Origin of the sequence: Gimesia chilikensis, from assembly GCF_007744075.1 — a bacterium.
Lineage (GTDB): Bacteria > Planctomycetota > Planctomycetia > Planctomycetales > Planctomycetaceae > Gimesia > Gimesia chilikensis_A.
On record NZ_CP036266.1, the window covers coordinates 4,736,681 to 4,753,397 of the forward strand.

Annotated in this window: 9 protein-coding genes and 1 tRNA gene; 6 read left to right on the forward strand and 4 right to left on the reverse strand. The window is 54.3% G+C overall.

What is annotated here, in order from left to right; all coding sequences use genetic code 11:
• Positions 1-250: 250 nt before the first annotated feature.
• Positions 251-1,924 (forward strand): energy-dependent translational throttle protein EttA, encoded by a 1,674-nt coding sequence (ettA, locus tag HG66A1_RS17785; protein WP_145186853.1) that lies wholly within the window; start codon positions 251-253, stop codon positions 1,922-1,924.
• Between the two features lie 81 nt (positions 1,925-2,005).
• Here ettA and HG66A1_RS17790 read toward each other — a convergent pair whose 3' ends face one another.
• Positions 2,006-2,881 carry a hypothetical protein gene (locus HG66A1_RS17790; protein ID WP_145186859.1) on the reverse strand — a complete coding sequence of 292 codons (876 nt, stop codon included), beginning with the start codon at positions 2,879-2,881 and terminating at the stop codon, positions 2,006-2,008.
• 360 nt (positions 2,882-3,241) lie between these two features.
• Here HG66A1_RS17790 and HG66A1_RS17795 point away from each other — a divergent pair, with 360 nt between their 5' ends.
• The gene (locus HG66A1_RS17795; protein ID WP_145186862.1) at positions 3,242-4,261 is read left to right on the forward strand and encodes a Gfo/Idh/MocA family protein; all 1,020 of its coding nucleotides are present in this window, start codon (positions 3,242-3,244) and stop codon (positions 4,259-4,261) included.
• 143 nt (positions 4,262-4,404) lie between these two features.
• On the opposite strand, the gene HG66A1_RS17800 is transcribed toward HG66A1_RS17795, so the two are convergent.
• A complete protein-coding gene (locus HG66A1_RS17800) occupies positions 4,405-4,725 on the reverse strand; it encodes a branched-chain amino acid aminotransferase (protein ID WP_145035800.1) in 321 nt (106 codons plus the stop codon).
• Between the two features lie 137 nt (positions 4,726-4,862).
• Positions 4,863-5,141: a Flp family type IVb pilin gene (locus HG66A1_RS17805; RefSeq protein WP_145041790.1), complete on the reverse strand. Its 279-nt coding sequence runs from the start codon at positions 5,139-5,141 to the stop codon at positions 4,863-4,865.
• Between the two features lie 589 nt (positions 5,142-5,730).
• Between HG66A1_RS17805 and HG66A1_RS17810 the strand changes: the two genes are divergently transcribed.
• From HG66A1_RS17810 to HG66A1_RS17825, 4 genes are all read left to right on the forward strand, one after another.
• A tRNA-Gly gene (locus tag HG66A1_RS17810) sits at positions 5,731-5,802 on the forward strand.
• Between the two features lie 197 nt (positions 5,803-5,999).
• A complete protein-coding gene (tig, locus tag HG66A1_RS17815; RefSeq protein ID WP_145186866.1) occupies positions 6,000-7,472 on the forward strand; it encodes a trigger factor in 1,473 nt (490 codons plus the stop codon).
• Positions 7,473-7,658: 186 nt separating this feature from the next.
• Positions 7,659-8,468: a hypothetical protein gene (locus tag HG66A1_RS17820; protein ID WP_145186869.1), complete on the forward strand. Its 810-nt coding sequence runs from the start codon at positions 7,659-7,661 to the stop codon at positions 8,466-8,468.
• Between the two features lie 166 nt (positions 8,469-8,634).
• Positions 8,635-14,784 (forward strand): hypothetical protein, encoded by a 6,150-nt coding sequence (locus tag HG66A1_RS17825; RefSeq protein WP_145186872.1) that lies wholly within the window; start codon positions 8,635-8,637, stop codon positions 14,782-14,784.
• Positions 14,785-14,832: 48 nt separating this feature from the next.
• On the opposite strand, the gene typA is transcribed toward HG66A1_RS17825, so the two are convergent.
• Positions 14,833-16,653, reverse strand: coding sequence for a translational GTPase TypA (typA, locus tag HG66A1_RS17830; RefSeq protein ID WP_145186875.1), 1,821 nt, complete (start codon positions 16,651-16,653; stop codon positions 14,833-14,835).
• Positions 16,654-16,717: the final 64 nt, after the last annotated feature.

Below are 16,717 nucleotides of genomic sequence, written 5' to 3' on the forward strand. Positions count from 1 at the left end.
TTCCAGGTCATCCGACTTTCCCGAATTCCCATTCCCGATTTCAAAAAATCGCTTCTGGAGCGGTGTTTTTTGAATATTTCGCAAGTCTGCCCCTGTTTCGAGTGACTTGCGAACCTGGTCCAGCTATGGTATCTCGCGTGTGGCAGACCGGTTTTCCGCTGAGGAAAGCGGACCTGATTCTCACAAATGCGTTCTCACTATTTTCATTGGTCACTGTTAGCAGAAGTCCCACAGGGCAAGAGACGGAGACATGGCACAACAATACATCATGCAACTGGAAGGCGTTACCAAAGTCTTTGAACAGAAAGAGATTCTGAAAGACATTTGGCTCTCATTCTTCCCTGGCGCAAAAATTGGTGTTCTGGGGGTCAACGGTGCTGGTAAAAGTACCCTGCTGAAAATCATGTCGGGGGAAGACACCAGCTTCCAGGGGGATGTCCGCCCTGCCAAAGGCATCAAGATCGGTTACTTCAAGCAGGAACCGGATCTGAATCCTGAACAGACCGTGGAAGAATGTATCGCTGAAGCGGTAGCTGAATCCCAGTCGATCCTCGACCGCTATAACGAAGTCAACATGAAGTTCGGAGAAGACCCTTCTCCTGAAGAGATGGAAAAGCTGATCGAAGAACAGGCGACACTGCAGGACCAGATCGATGCAGCCAACCTCTGGGAACTGGATCGTACCCTGGAAATCGCCATGGACGCCATGCGTGTTCCGCCGGGAGACGCCATCATTGGCAGTCTGTCCGGGGGTGAGCAGCGGCGTGTTGCCCTCTGTAAAATCCTGCTGCAGAACCCTGACCTGCTGCTGCTGGACGAACCGACCAACCACCTGGACGCCGAATCGGTAGCCTGGTTGGAGCGTTACCTGCACGACTTCCAGGGAACCGTTGTGGCGATTACCCACGACCGCTACTTCCTCGATAACGTCGCCGGCTGGATTCTGGAACTGGAACGGGGCCGTGGTCTGCCCTTCGAAGGGAACTACTCTTCGTGGCTGGAACAGAAACAGGCACGTCTGAAAGTCGAAGAAAAACAGGAATCGAAACGGCAGAAGTTCCTCAAACGCGAACTCGAGTGGGTCCGCATGTCACCCAAGGCACAGGCTTCGAAAAACAAGGCCCGTGTGCAACGCTACCAGGAACTGGCTGCGGAAGAGTACGAAAAACGCGACGATGCCTCCGACATTCAGATTCCGGTTTCCCGGTCGCTGGGCAGCAAGGTCCTCATCGCGAATAACCTTACCAAAGGCTTCGGCGACAAACTGCTGTTTGAGAATTTCACCTTCGAACTGCCCCCCGGTGGGATTGTCGGCGTGATTGGTCCGAACGGGGCGGGTAAAACGACGCTCTTTAAAATGATCATGGGACTCGAAGAGCCGGACAGCGGGACCCTGGAAATCGGCGAATCGGTTGAACTCTCTTATGTCGACCAGAGCCGCGATGCTCTCGATCCGAAGAAAACCGTTTACGAAGAAATTTCCCAGGGACACGATCACCTGGTCGTCGGTAAATCGAGCGTGCATTCCCGTACTTATGTCGGCCGATTCAACTTTAAAGGACCTGATCAGCAGAAACTGGTCGGCGAACTCTCCGGCGGGGAACGTAACCGCGTGCATATGGCAAAACTGCTCCGCTCGGGTGGTAACCTGCTGCTGCTGGACGAACCGACCAACGACCTCGACGTGGATACCCTGCGTTCGCTGGAAGAAGGGCTCGAGCACTTCAGTGGCTGTGCCCTGGTTGTCAGCCACGACCGCTGGTTCCTTGATCGTCTGGCGACACACATCATTGCCTTTGAAGGTGACAGCAAAGTCCGCTTCTTTGAAGGCAACTACAAAATGTACGAAGCCCGTCGTCACGAAGAGCTGGGAGCCGATGCCGACTCTCCGCACCGGATTCAGTACAAACCACTGTCACGTTAAACGACAACTGACAGTTGAGACATCAAAAACAAAAGGGGCAGTCTTATTAAGACTGCCCCTTTTGTTGGTATACGGGTTGAATCAGCGGCGCTCGCCTCGAACGCGACTCAGAGTTGCTTCCTGAGTGGATTTCGTTTCCTGATCCGAAAATGGATTACGATCTGCCACGGTCTGGCGATGCACTTCAGTGCGGGCCACTTCTACGACTTTGCGTGCAGCGATGAGTTGCTCCGGTTTGAAGTAAGGCACACCACCACCCACGATTTTGTGTTTTCTTTTGCTGGCCAGGTCCTGCCAGTCCAGGTGGCTGGAGAGGTGCCAGGCGATGGCCTGCATCATTTCCCAGTCGTCGCGACGGGGATTGAATTTCTTGAGCAGAAGCACCAGTGCTTTGTCCTCTACCTGCGATTCGATGGGCCGCAGCTCATAGGTTTTTCTGCTGGAAGGGCACGGCTTGCCATGTTCCAGGCAGACAGAACGCAGTCGCAGGCGTACGGTCTTTTCCGGAGGAATGGTAAAGAAGCCCTGGAAATCAAAATTCTGATTGTTGCTCATCGGTGCCAGATTGCCACCGACCGCCTGGGAATCTCCCGTCATCGGTTGATTGAGTCCCTGCAGGTCCTGTAATAATCCCTGACCGAGTCCCGGTTGTTGTCCCGGACCAGCCTGCGCCAGAATGTGCACGGAAGAAACCGCGGGAGGTACTTTGACCGTCAGTGGCTCGGAAGTCTTATTAGTAATGAAGACTGAGGAATTATAGGCGCTGATGGGATAGACCCGTGCCGACAGGGTCTGTTTCTTCAGCCCCTCAAACAGTTCAACCTGGGGGGCATCCTTACTCAATGAGAGTTTCGTGATGATATCTCGCCGTGGTGTTCCTTCCACTGAGGGAGCCGTCGCGCCACCTATGGTCAGTAAGGCGCAGGCAATTGCTAACATCTGTATCCGTTTGGTCATTTTAACTCCTGTCTACCAGATTCTGCCCGCCTGAACCCGGAATAGTGTTCAATGCTAGCCTATTGCTAGCAGGCATATGTACAACGAAATGCACACAAGAAACGTGTCCACTTCTTTGAGCGTCAAAATAGAGATGTTATCTGGAGCGCGATACGAAAACTGACAGGTAAACTGAACGACGAACACTTTACAGAGTCCAAAAACTCTGTGATATTGAGCAAAACTTTCTCAGGCATCGAAAGATAGAAAAGAAATGAAATAACAGAAAAAGCTGCTCAGCCTCAACGATAACGACTTGGTTTGAAGATTTCAAATTTTTTTTCATAAATCTTACTACCTGGATTCATTGGACCGCCGACTATGAAAGACTCAAACCGGACTGTGCGCTGGGGCATCCTGGGTACAGCCCGTATCGCCGAGAAGATCAGCATTGCAATTCACCAGGCAGAGAATGCCGAGTTGACCTGCATCGCCAGCCGCGATGCCACCCGCGCTGCCGACTGGGCAGAAAAGCATCACGTCAAACGCAGCGTTGCCAGCTATGACGCATTGATCCACGATCCCGATATCGATGCCGTCTACATTCCACTCCCTCCGGCACTGCATGGTGAGTGGACCGTTCGCGCCGCCCGCGCGGGTAAACACGTGTTATGTGAAAAGCCCCTGGCACTCAATGTGAATCAGGCACGCGAAATGCGACGCGTCTGTCTGGAAAACGAAGTTCAGCTGATGGATGGCGTGATGTGGTATCACCATCCCCGTGCGCATGAGATGCTCGAACTGATTCGCAGCGACGCGCTGGGCGAACACCGCAGGATCACTTCCGCTTTCACCTTCAACTGGGATACCGTCCCCGAAGGAGACCTCCGTCTGCAGCGCGATCTGGGAGGCGGTTCCTTAGGTGACCTGGGCTGGTACTGTATTGGAGTCGCCCTCTGGGCTTTCAATGAACTGCCCACTAAAGTCTTCGGCACCGCACGACCTTATAATGACGTCGATTATAATTTCTCCGGAATCATGTGGTTCAGCAAAGATCGCATTGCCTCCTTTGATTGTGGTTTTGATGTCAACATGCGGAAGTGGTTTGAACTGGCCGGCACAAAAGCCTCACTGATTTGTGATGACTTCACACGCCCCTGGGAAAACACCAAACCCGCCTATGAAGTCAAAGACTCGCAGGGAAACCGTACCCGACACGAAACGGCGAATCCCCTGCAGGAAACGTGCATGATCAACCATTTCTGCGACATTATCCGTTCGGGACGACTGGAGCAGCAGTGGCCTGACCTGGGCATCAACACTCAGCGGGTACTCAACGCGTTGGACTACTCGGCGCGTACGGAAACCGTCGTCAACCTGGCCGACTTCTTTCCCAAATAAACGCTCCCGCACCGCGCATAAAAAAAGCACCCTGACCAGATTCGCTGATCAGGGTGCCTGAGGTGGAGACCTCCGCCTCGATGCATGCCTGCTTCCCGTTGAGGAAACATTATGTGTGAGCAGAACTGCTGTTCCGCGATAGTTTAATTGTAGTAGCCGTTCCCTTCGCTGCGGGGCGGACGATCACAGACGATGTCATTCTCGCCGTCACAGAAGTCCGCCTGATCGCGGAAACTGCTGCCGTCCGTGCAGGCCTTGTGGCCATGTGCCCCTGCGACATAGAAACTCTGATTGATGCGGCCAAACGCCGAGCCGACGTCTTCCAGTTCCTGGTTAATACCATGGGCGACTTCACTTAGCCCCACGATCATCGCCAGAACGGCGATCGTTGAGATCAGTACCAGTTCGGCAGAGACAATAAAGCCCGCCTCCTCGTTCATGAAACGGATCAGCACACTATTCATGTTCACAGACTCCAGAGATTAAGAGATTTTGGTTTTGTTTCGGGTGACCGGATGCCCGCAGGGGTGGTGAATCCCTGCAGGCGGTCGTCTTCGGAAAGAAAGCAGTTTCGGGTAGAGTTGTTTTCAGAGCGTCAGGCTTAGTAGATGTCCCACTGACCTGAGCAGAAGTCGGGGCAGTCACGGAAATTGCTGCCGCTGAGTTCCCCTTTGTGACCTGAGACTTCACAGAGGTTGTAAGTCTGGTTGATGCTGGAGAAAGCGGATCCGACATCTTCCAGTTCCTGGTTCACGTTATTAGCGACTTCAGACAGTCCGACGATCATGGCCAGTACGGCGATCGAGGAAATCAGAACCAGTTCTGCAGAAACAATGAAACCGGCTTCGTCGTTGATCAGTGAGTTGATGATGTTTTTCATAGTTGTGGTCTCCAAAGTTGTTTGATTAAGAGTTGTTTGCATCGAGTCAACGTTTCAAAGTTGATACTGGGATGTAAAGCAAGCTGAATACCAAACGTGCCGGAGCGTAAAAAAGTTTTTACAAACTGTTCACAGCAGTGATCACAACCTGTTGAAATATAAGAAGATAAAAATAGTCCGCCCGTTGAAAGAATTCTTGCGGCACGCGGCACACCGTCTGGGCGGGTTGTGGTGAAAAATCAACACGATCTGAGGGGCGAGGAGCAGAGAGGCCTTAACCCGCTGTTATCAGGGCAGTTAGCGTGATGTTGTTTCAATGCAACACGTGGCGAATCGGCAACAGGGCCCCAAAACAGTCCACCTGGATTGTGAGAGCGTCCGTAAAATCCCATCAATCCGTAGAGTCAGCCGTAAACAGCAGGCTCAGAGAGGATACGAAGAGAAAAAATGAAAAAAGTCTCTGATATCCATGATTTACTTCTTGTCGTACCCTTGACCTCAGCGGATAAGATTACATAATCTTCACACACAGCAAGCACGTGTTGCTTCTGAAAGTGATCTTCACTCTCAGTCCAATACATGCCAGCTCGCGGGTGTAGCTCAGTGGTAGAGCACCACGTTGCCAACGTGGCTGTCGAGGGTTCAAATCCCTTCACCCGCTCTTTTTTTCGCATGCAAAATCTCAGGGATTGAATCAGAGCCCCCATCTTCTTGAATGTGGGGCTTTTCATACTTTAAGTAGTATCGCTATCAGAATCAGCTCCGCAGTGTGCAACTGCCACCCTCAGATTGAGTGCAGTGATTTGGTAAAGCCCCCATTGCTGTTTTCCACACAACGTAAAAGAAAAGGATTGGACCGTGTCTGACGATCTCGCAACGACAGAAGAAACCGTCTCCACAGAAGGCGAGTATAAAATGTCTGCGACCGCCGATATTAAAGAGGTGGGTCCCTGTAAGAAACATGTGACTGTATCAGTCCCCCGTTCTGACATTGAGCACTTCTACTCTGAGTCTGTCTCTGAACTGGGCGATCAGGCAACAGTTCCCGGTTTCCGCGTTGGCCACGTTCCCAAGAAGCTGATCGAAAAACGTTTCCGTCAGGAACTCAACGATCAGGTCAAACAGCGGGTCCTGATGGAAAGCCTGGAACTGATCGCGGAAGACAATGATCTGGATCCGATCAACGAGCCAACCATTGATGTCGAAAGCCTGGAAATTCCTGAAGACGGCGAATTCACCTTCGAATTTGAAGTCGAAGTTCGTCCTGATTTCAAACTGCCCGAATACAAAGGGCTGTCGCTGGAACGCCCTGTCCGCGAGATCAGCGATAAGGACATTGAAGAGTACCTGAACCGCTTCCTCGGCCAGTACGGCGAAATGGAAGAACGGAAAGGTGCTGCTGAAAAAGAAGATTACCTCGAACTGTCAATCAAGTTCGAACACGACGGCAAGCCACTCAGCGAAATCGCCGAACTGGTAGTTCCGCTCCGTCCGATCCTGCGTCTGCGTGATGCCGAAATCAAAGACTTCGGCGAAGTCATGGCTGACGTCAAAGCCGGCGACACTCGCGAAACCGAACTCGAAGTTTCTGCAGAAGCCGACCAGATCGAAATGCGTGGCGAAAAAGTCAAAGCGACTTTCACCGTGAAGACCGTCAAGTTCATCCAGCCTCCGGAAATCAACGAAGAGCTGCTGGAACGGATCGGTGCCGAATCGGAAGAAGAACTCCGCGAAGAAATCAAAAACATCCTGGAACGTCAGGTGACTTACGAGCAGCGTCAGTCTACCCGTACCCAGGTTCTGGAAAAGATCACCGAGTCTGCCGACTGGGATCTGCCGGAAACACTGGTTTCCAAGCAGGTGGAAAACGCACTGCGTCGGGAAATCCTCGAAATGCAGCAGGCCGGTTTCTCCCGCCAGGATATTCAGGCTCGCGAAAACGAACTGCGTCAGCAGGCGATTTCCAGCACACGTCAGGCACTCAAAGAGCACTTCGTGCTGGACAAGATTGCCACGACTGAAAACCTGATGGTCGATCCTTCCGAAATCGACATGGAAATCTACTACATGGCGATGCAGCAGGGTGAAAGCCCCCGTCGCGTTCGGGCTCGGATGGTCAAATCCGGCATGATTGAAAACCTGGAAGCTCAGTTGCGTGAGCGTAAAGCGGTTGACGTCATCCTGGAAAAAGCTGAATACAAAGAAACCGAGATGAAGAAGCCAGAGGAAAACAAAGTCTCTGCCATCGCTCGCTCGGTCTGCTCCAGCTTCGCCGGCTCCGCTGCGGAAGCTGAAGAGGAAGAAGAAGCCGAAGGCGAAGGGGAAGACTAATCCCCCCGCTTCTCATTCCAAATAGAATCAAGGCACCATCAAATCGATGGTGCCTTTTTTTATGCGCGAGCATTCCTCTGCTTATAAATCAGTGCGAGTGTAAATTTCTCTTTCTGAAATACCTGATCTCGCTAAAATAGAAAGATTCCTTTCACATACATCATGATACCCGGGATAATTACTTCCATGCCTGAACTCACTGCTCCAGAGCCACAGTCCGGCGGACGTCCGGTGATTCTGCTGGGAGCAAGTAATCTGACCAGAGACTTTCCTTTGATTCTGCGTCTCCTGCAGCCGAGCATAGGGGTTCCCTGCGACATCTACACCGCCCTCGGTCATGGACGCTCATACGGAACCTGGAGTCGTCTCCTGCACCGTGCCCTGCCCGGCATCTCCCGCTGTGATTTGTGGCAGGCATTACCCACATCGGATCGCATTTCGGAACAACCCCTCGCGCTGTTGACTGATATCGGCAATGATCTGATTTATGGTCAATCGGTTGATGCCATCTTCAGCTGGGTCAGGCTCTGCCTGGATCAATTACAGGCGATCGATGCCCGGGTGACGATTACGCTGCTGCCCGAGTTCACACTCGCGAAACTCTCGAATCTGCGTTTTGAGATGACACGACGGCTGTTCTTCCCGAAAAATCCGGCTTCACTTCCCGATCTGATTCAGAAAGTCGGCCAGTTGAATCAGCGACTCACCGAACTGGCTGGAGATCCCCGCATCCGGATTGTGGCTCCCCAGCCTGAGTGGTATGGCTTTGACCCCATCCACTACCGCGCCTCTCAACGGGCCCGGTTATGGAAAACTATTCTGACCAGTTGGGAACTCGAGAATCTGGAACAACAGACAGTCCGCAATCGCCTGCTGGACGGCTGGTATGCCTTCACCTATCTGCCCCCCGCAGTCAGGCGTCGCTGGGGAAAAGAGATCCGGAGCAGTCAGCCGACACGGATGTTCGCTGATGGCACCCGCATTTCCGTTTATTAAATATCATTGCCCTAATCCATTTTCTGGATTAGAGTTAAGAAATGACATCTTAATTTTTGAATGAAAATTCCAAATTGAGGAGTGATATCGCTCAAGAGAATCCGCCCGTAAAAAAGCCGAGGTAAGGCTGGATGTTTGATCTTCCGCTGCAACAGGGACCCACCCCATGGAATTCGTGCTGGTATTGATTCTTTTGACACTCTTCGCTTCCTTCATCCACGGAATCTGGGTGATTGGTCACTTCCTCACGAAACTGTTCTCGCCGGAAGCGCCCCCAAACGACGTCCATTCCTCTCATCAACTTGCCGAAGAACGAAAGACGACAGAGAGTACTCGCGAGCAGGAACGTCAGACAGCCGAACGCTACCTCCGCCGACTATATAATCAGGGCGTCATCCCGGAAGAAGATTTCGTCCGCCTCTTCAAATATACAGCAGCCAAGCAACCGGCGCCCGCTCCTCCTGAAGTCGTGCCACCGAAACCCGAGCCAAAACCCTCACCCGAGCCCAAGCCTGTCCCCGAACCACCGACGCAGAAACCAGTCCCGCAAACGACGCCTGAAAAAGAACCGGTTCTCGAAATCTCCGATTTTCTGGACGAGAGTGCCTTTGAACCAGAGACCAGGACCGAACAGATTGAGCCTGTCTCTCCGGCACGAACTTCCCCAAGTCCTGCGATGCCCGTCGAAGAGCAGAAACGTCCGCTGGGTTCACTGCTGCAGGCGTTCATGGAAGAGAAAAACATTCGCTGGGGGGAACTGGTCAGCGGTCTGCTGATTGTCGGCAGTGCCATTGGCCTGGTGGTCAGTCTCTGGTCGACATTGAAAAATCAGATTCCCTATCTGCCAGCCCTGCTGTTCCTGCTGGCCACCGCCGCCATCCATGGTGCGGGGCTTTACACGTTTAAACGCTGGAAACTGGAAGCCACCAGTCGCGGCCTGTTACTGATTACGGTGCTACTGGTGCCTCTCAACTTCCTGGCAGCCATTCGCCTGTCCGATCACAGGCCTGCGACCGACCCGCTCTTCATACTTGCACTCGGTGTCGGCTTTGCCGCGTTCGGGTGGATGGTCCATTCGTCCAGCCGCATCCTGCTCAGTTTCGGACGCTGGCCTTTACTGGCGATCGTCCTGGGTACCTCAGCCGGGCAGATTCTGATCTCCCGCCTCGGGGATCACGCTACGACGTTTCTGCAAATCAATTTCCTCGCACTGTTACCGGTCGGCTGCTTTGTCGGTGGATTGGTGTATGTGCTGCGCAATACGTTCGACTGGGAAGAAATATCTGATTCCCGCGCCCGCGAACTGGTTACGCTGCTCGGGCTGGCGGTCTTTTCCGTGCTGGCTCCCTGCTGGCTGATGATCTGGAATGCCCCCGAACGCCTGGAAACCTTTGCGAGACTGACGCCGCTGTTCAGCCTGATGGAAAGTCTGCTGGTCGGATTCGGTCTGCTGCTCCATCACCGGAAAGGGAAAGACGAATCGCCGCACTGGTCCCTGACGGGCTCGTCCCTCGCGATCTTTGCTGCGATCATGCTGCTGGTTAACTTCGCGATCGCCTGGCCGCGCGTCGACATTCTGATCGCCCTGGGAATCGTCAACGCCATTAGTCTGACACTGCTCGCCTTTCGCGGACGTTTTCCTTTGTGCCATGTACCGGCACTCGCATCGCTTACGATTTCAGTCCTGCTCGGATTTCACGTTCTGGGCGGTACCCTGCCTCTGGAAGGTGTCACACAGCGGATGCTGATGGAAGCGATGCTGCTGGGCCGTTCTGCCATCGTATTACTGGCATTGGCGATCGGTGCGGGAATCGGAGCGATGCTCCTTAAGAACAAATCGCACCGGGAGGCAGCGGAATACTACCTGTATGCCGCAGTTGGGCTGGCCTGCGGCTCCAGCCTGATCGCGGTCTACGCAGGCTTTTATACCCGCACGGATGTCATGTGGACTACGGTGGCTTTACTGTTGAACTCCGTTCTGTTCCTGACAGCGAACTGGCACGTTCGTCGTCAGGTGCTTTCCAGTATCGGATCATTTCTCTGGTTCCTGACACTGCAACACGCACTCTGCCTCAACGGCCCCATCCGCGAGTTGCTGCAGAGCATGCATCTGCGTCCCGATGGTCCCTTCGCCTGGGGCTGTCTGATCCACGCTTCGACCAGCCTGCTGTTTTTACTTGCCCTGCAATTCTGGTCCCAAACTCGACAAAAGTCACAGAACAGCTGGTCGCTGCTGCCCGCTGAGGGTAATTCGTATACCAGCCCCCTCACCGCAGGTGCCATGATCACGTCGGTCCTAATGATCCCTTATGCCCTGCTGCAGATCATGCCGGCCCACATGCATGCGTTTTACTCGTTCTGGTTGATGTTGATCTGGCTGGGCATTGCGTTGATCCTGCGTTCCGAAGTCTGGTTTCTGTGTGCCCAGTTCGCGGGGACAGCCGGCACGCTCTACACCGCGACTGCGGTCGGCCAGCGTTTTGATCTCTGGACGGGCAATGGTTACCATTCTCCCCGTTACTGGCTGTTCCATATCCTGGCGATTGCCCTCTGGAATGGCCTGAACTCCCTGATCCGTTCCCAAAAATTCTCACGCAACATGCTGGGATCACTGGCCCGCGCCAGTCGTCTGAATCTGCAACCGATTCTACTGGGCGGTGCCATCCTTGCTACAGGTCTCGTATTTGCATTTGCCCTGTTACCCCTGGTCGGAGCCGAGTTCAGCCAGGCTTACCGGATGAGTGCGGTCTGGAAATATCTGGCTCCCGCCATGTTCGGCCTGTTCGTGTACCTGATGGGATTGACGGCCATTACCATCACGCGGCCCCGGGAACACAGCCTCTGGACACAAGGTGCCCTCTCCTGCACGCTGGTTGTACTGTTTTCCCTGTTTGTTATTTTCAATTCCGCATTGAAAGAATTCTCGGTCGGCTTTCCTTTACAACTGGCACCAGAGGCCTTCAGTATCTGGAGCTGGCTCTGTCTGGGCCTGTTGATGCTGGGATGTCTGACTTTTCTCAACAGTCGCCTGCAGAAACTCGCCTCGCTGGGCATGCTGTTAATCAGCTACCTGATTCCCTTTTTGCTCGCCGGATATTTCAACCAGACTCAGCATGTGGCGGGGGCTCTCCGCTGGTGCCTGAGCCTGCATGCCGTGGTTATATTTGTGGTTGTCTGGAAAGCAGAATCGGTGCTGCAGACTTTCCAGTCGCAGCTGGTCCGCTTGGGGTACCTTACGCGACTGCTGGAAGACAAACCGTCGTGGCGTGACTTGAGCATGCTGGGGGTCGGTCTGCCTGTCCTGTTCCTGACAATGTGCCAGGTACTGGGAACGGGGCTGGGACAGGTCGCAACTCTTGATGTTGCAGACCGGTTACTCGCTTTCACACAATTTGGTCTGCCGCTGCTGATACTGCTGGGAACGATTATCTGTTATGCAGTGCTGTTCCGCTCCAACGGCTGGATGCTACTCGCATCCCATCTTCTGCTGGTGACAACGCTGGCGGGAACCATTCTGATGTTTTCGACACCCCTCGATCAATATGATACCGCCGAGTTTCTGCAGACTCTTACCTGGCTGGGACTCGCGGCTGCCGGTTTCGGGATCTTCTGGCTGGCGTGCGAACGCTGGATTCATCCCGAGTTCCAGAAATACCAGCTGCTCACGTCTTCCGAGTGGCCACCATTACGGATTCACCTGGCGACGATGCTCAGCCTGGTCGTCTCTCCTTACCTGCTCCCCTTCCTGTTCAACCTGTTCGATCCCGCTGGCTCATGGGGGCCACGTTTCTCACAAGCCCCGTGGGTGACTCTGCCTGCGGTCGGAGTCTCTACGATCTGCATTCAGTATTTTGCCCGCAGGTACTCCAGCAGTATGCAGGTCAATGGTCTGAGTTTCCTGAGTCTGGCACTGATTGGACTGGCAGCGGTCCTGGGCTGGCATCATACGGACTGGAACGCCTGGCAGGTCAATCTGTTGCTCGAAGGGGGCCTGCTTCTGGTGCTTACTTTTCACGCGTTCCGCTTTGCGCAAACCTGGCGTCGCTCAGCCAGCGATATCGAACTACAGGCTGACACACAACGACATCTCTACTGGTCTCAGTTGCTCTTTGGTCTGTTACTGCTGTTCGGACTGCGAGGAGGCTGGTCTGACCTCTATCGCCCCTGGCCGGGACTGACGATCGCAGCGACAGGGACGGCCCTGTATTTCACGCTGGGACTCTGTCTGCGAAAACAAATCATGGCTTGGACTTCACTAGCGACGGCGCTGGTCGGCACCGTGCTGGTCTTCACCGCGTTCTGGACCGACACGAATGTAATCGTGACGACTCAGAATCAGATGGACCTCTTGAAGTGGCTGATCACAGTCGCGTCAGGTATCGCTGCCTGCTGGCTGGCGGTGGACGTCTATCGGCAGCGTGTCTCAACTGACGAAGAGCTCGGACTGTCTGAATTCAGGTTGCAGCACATCGTGGCGGGGGCGCTGTCGGGAGTCGTCCTGCTCTACACGCTGACAATCACCGTTTCCCGGACATTGCTGACAGTAGAAGGTCTTCCCGTCATTCGTGACATTCAGGGGTGGATTGCCCTGGCATCGGTGACCGTACTGTTGACGGCACTGCTCTGGGACCGAAACAGCCGATATGGGCTGTCGCCACTGTTCATGATGGGATTATGTGCGATCGGCACCTTCCTGAGTAATGAGACTGAATTGCAGATCCTGGTACAGCAATCGGGCATCGCGTTGTCTGTCTATGCCTGCCTGATCGGGATTCTATGGAGACTGCGCTCACAGCTGGGTCAAGCTGGCAACCGTCTGGCGATTGCCAACGCGGACCGCATCTGGGAGCAGGCACGCAGCTGGGTCCCGCAAGCGGTTTCCGTGATGACGCTCTCGACAATTCTGGCATTGCTGCACAGCGTATTGCGATTTGAAGATCAGACACTCCGCTGGTGGTCGGTGGTGGGGACCTTCCTCACGGTTCCGGCACTGCTGGCTGTGGGTGATTTGACAGCACTTTCCGAACGGTTCAAACACCGTGCTCTGTTAGCACTGGGCGCCGCATCCATCTATTTCAGCTGGGCCCTGTTGCCCGTTAAAGGGAACTTCTACTGGCTCGACCATCTGATTCGCTTACTGGAGGCAGTCTCCGTTCTGAGCCTGCTGACCACGGTTGTGCTTGCGAAATGGTCGCGTCTCACTCCGGACTGGACGCAAGCGATTCGCAAAAGCGCACGAACCTTCCTGACCGCTGCTGGTGTCGCACTGTTATCCATCCTGGCTTCGGAGATCGGACTGCAACTCACCGGAGTCCGACTGCAATTGAATCCCGCGAGAATTGGCGTTGTTTCTGCGGCGCTGGTGCTGCTCTCCGCAGCCCTGATTGTGATGGCTGCCATTCCCAAATATGATCCGTTCCAGCTCCCTTTGAAACGCAGAATGCTGTATGTCTATGCGTCTGAAATCGTACTGGCCCTGCTGTTCCTGCATATTTACCTGACAGTGCCGGAACTGTTCCGAGGCTACCTGCTGCCTTACTGGCCTTATATCGTCATCGCGATTGCCTTTGCCGGTGCGGGGGTCGGTGAGTTCTTCGACCGCATCGGGCTGCAGGTGTTGTCTGAACCGCTCCAGCGGACGGGTGTCTTCCTCCCGCTGTTGCCTGCACTGAGCTTCTGGATGCATGGTGCTTCGACTCAGACCTCTCCGGTGGTTGGCGAGTATTCCCTGGTGCTGCTGTTGATCAGCCTGGTCTACGTGGTGATGAGCCTCTGGAGAAAGTCGTTCGTCTATACCACGCTGGCTGCTCTGGCCGGTAACGGTGCCTTGTGGGCTTTCTGGGTGGAACAGGGACAGTTACTCACGCAGCATCCTCAGCTCTGGCTGATTCCGCCGGCATTGTCGGTACTGGTCGCGACACATCTGAATCGTGAAAAACTGAGCGATTCCCAGCTGACTTCGATCCGGTACTTTTCCACGATTGCCATTTATGTCAGTTCGACCGGGGACATGTTCATCACCGGAGTAGCGGAAAGTATTGCGCTACCGATGATTCTATGTGGCCTGTCTGTCGTGGGAATCTTCGCCGGGATGCTGCTGCGAGTGCGGGCCTTCCTGTATGTCGGCACTTCGTTCCTGGTGCTTTCGATCGTGAGCATGATCTGGCACGCGTCGCAGTCACTGGGACACGTCTGGCCCTGGTGGGCGTTTGGGATTGGCCTGGGGATCTGTATCCTGGCCCTGTTCGGGCTGTTTGAAAAGCGGCGCAATGAAATGCTGGATCTGGTGGGTAAATTAAAAACCTGGGACCGGTAAGCCGGCCCCAGGTTGGGAAGTCAAAATCATAGGGTGCGTTCTGCTGAATTAAGCATTCGCACTGCGGTGCTGGCGTTTCCGCTCGTTTTCCGTGAGGTAGATCTTGCGGAGACGGATCAGCTTGGGAGTGATCTCTACATACTCGTCCTGTTCGATGTACTCCAGCGCGGCTTCGAGACTCATATCCCGTGCCGGCTTGAGGGCGACGTTTTCATCGGAACCTGAAGCACGCACGTTCGTCAGCTTTTTACCGCGGATCGGATTGACAACGAGGTCATTCTCACGGGCGTTTTCGCCGATGATCATTCCTTCGTAGACATCATCTCCGGGAGAGACGAAGAATTCAGCCCGTTCCTGCAGTTTCCAGAGAGCATAGCCGACGGCCTGCCCTTTGGCCTGGGAGACCATCACACCATTCGCACGCCGGGGAACTTCCCCTTCGCTGGGCTTGTAGCCTTCGAAGCGGTGGTTGATGATCGCTTCCCCTTTGGTCGCGTTGAGCAGACGGGTTCGCAGACCGATCAGCCCGCGGGCGGGAATCGAAAACTTAAGGTGCGACATTCCGGTTTCGCCGGCGGTCATGTCGATAATCTGTCCTCGACGGGCACAGACCAGTTCCATCACGGAACCGACCGAATCCGCAGGGACGTCGACAACGAGTTCTTCGAACGGTTCATGCCATTTATCGTCGATCTTCTTGCGGATCACTTCAGGCTTACCGACTGAAAGCTCATAACCTTCGCGACGCATCTGTTCGATGAGTACGGAGAGGTGCAGCACGCCACGACCGGAAACAGAGAACGAGTCTTTATCTTCCCGTTCGGTGACACGCAGAGCCACGTTCGATTCGAGCTCACGCATCAGACGTTCCCGCAGGTTACGGCTGGTGACGTATTTGCCATCCTGCCCTGCCAGCGGAGAACTGTTGATGGTAAACAGCATCGAGAGTGTCGGCTCATCGACGTCGATACGTTCCAGGGCTTCAGGTTTCAGTGCACAGGCAACGGTGTCGCCGATTTCAGGATTGTCCAGACCAACCAAAGCGACGATATCGCCGGCGGTGGCTTCTTCAACGGGAGCCCGCCCCAGGTTATTGAACAGTTCGACCGAATCGATGGTACAATTGATATGCTTTCCGCCGGCCTTGATCAGGGTTACCTTTTCACCGCGACGGACTTTACCGGTGCTGATACGACCGGTGGCTACGCGGCCCACGTATTCAGACCATTCGAGGGTCGTGACCATCATCTTCAGCGGGGCGTCGAATTCGACTTCCGGAGCGGGTACTTTCTCAAGCACCATGTCCAGCAGCGGGTGGATGCTGTCGCCGAAGTTGTCCAGATCGTGTGTAGCGAAGCCTTCACGGGCACTGGCGTAGATGTAAGGGAAGTCGAGCGTTTCGTCGTCTGCATCCAGATCGACGAACAGGTCGAACATTTCGCTCAGCACGTGATCGGGGCGGCAGTCGGGGCGGTCGATCTTGTTGATCACCACGAGAGGCTTCAGATGACACTCGAGGGCCTTTTTCAATACGAAGCGGGTCTGGGGACGGGGGCCTTCAAAGGCATCCACCAGAATCAGCACACCATCGGCCATACGGAGCACGCGCTCGACTTCGCCACCGAAGTCGGCGTGGCCCGGGGTATCGATGATGTTGATTTTCACGCCCTTGTACATCAGGGCAATGTTCTTGGCCAGGATGGTGATTCCCCGTTCGCGTTCCAGATCGTTCGAATCCAGAATACAGTCACCTTTCAACTGGGAATCCCGGAACTGGCCGCTCTGGTGTAGCAGGGCGTCGACCAGCGTGGTCTTCCCGTGGTCCACGTGCGCAATGATAGCAATGTTCCGCACATCTTCTCGTTTCATGACTCTTCAATCTTCCCAAAATGTTTCAATCGGGAAACCTTCTTGATATTCGGACGTTCCTCAC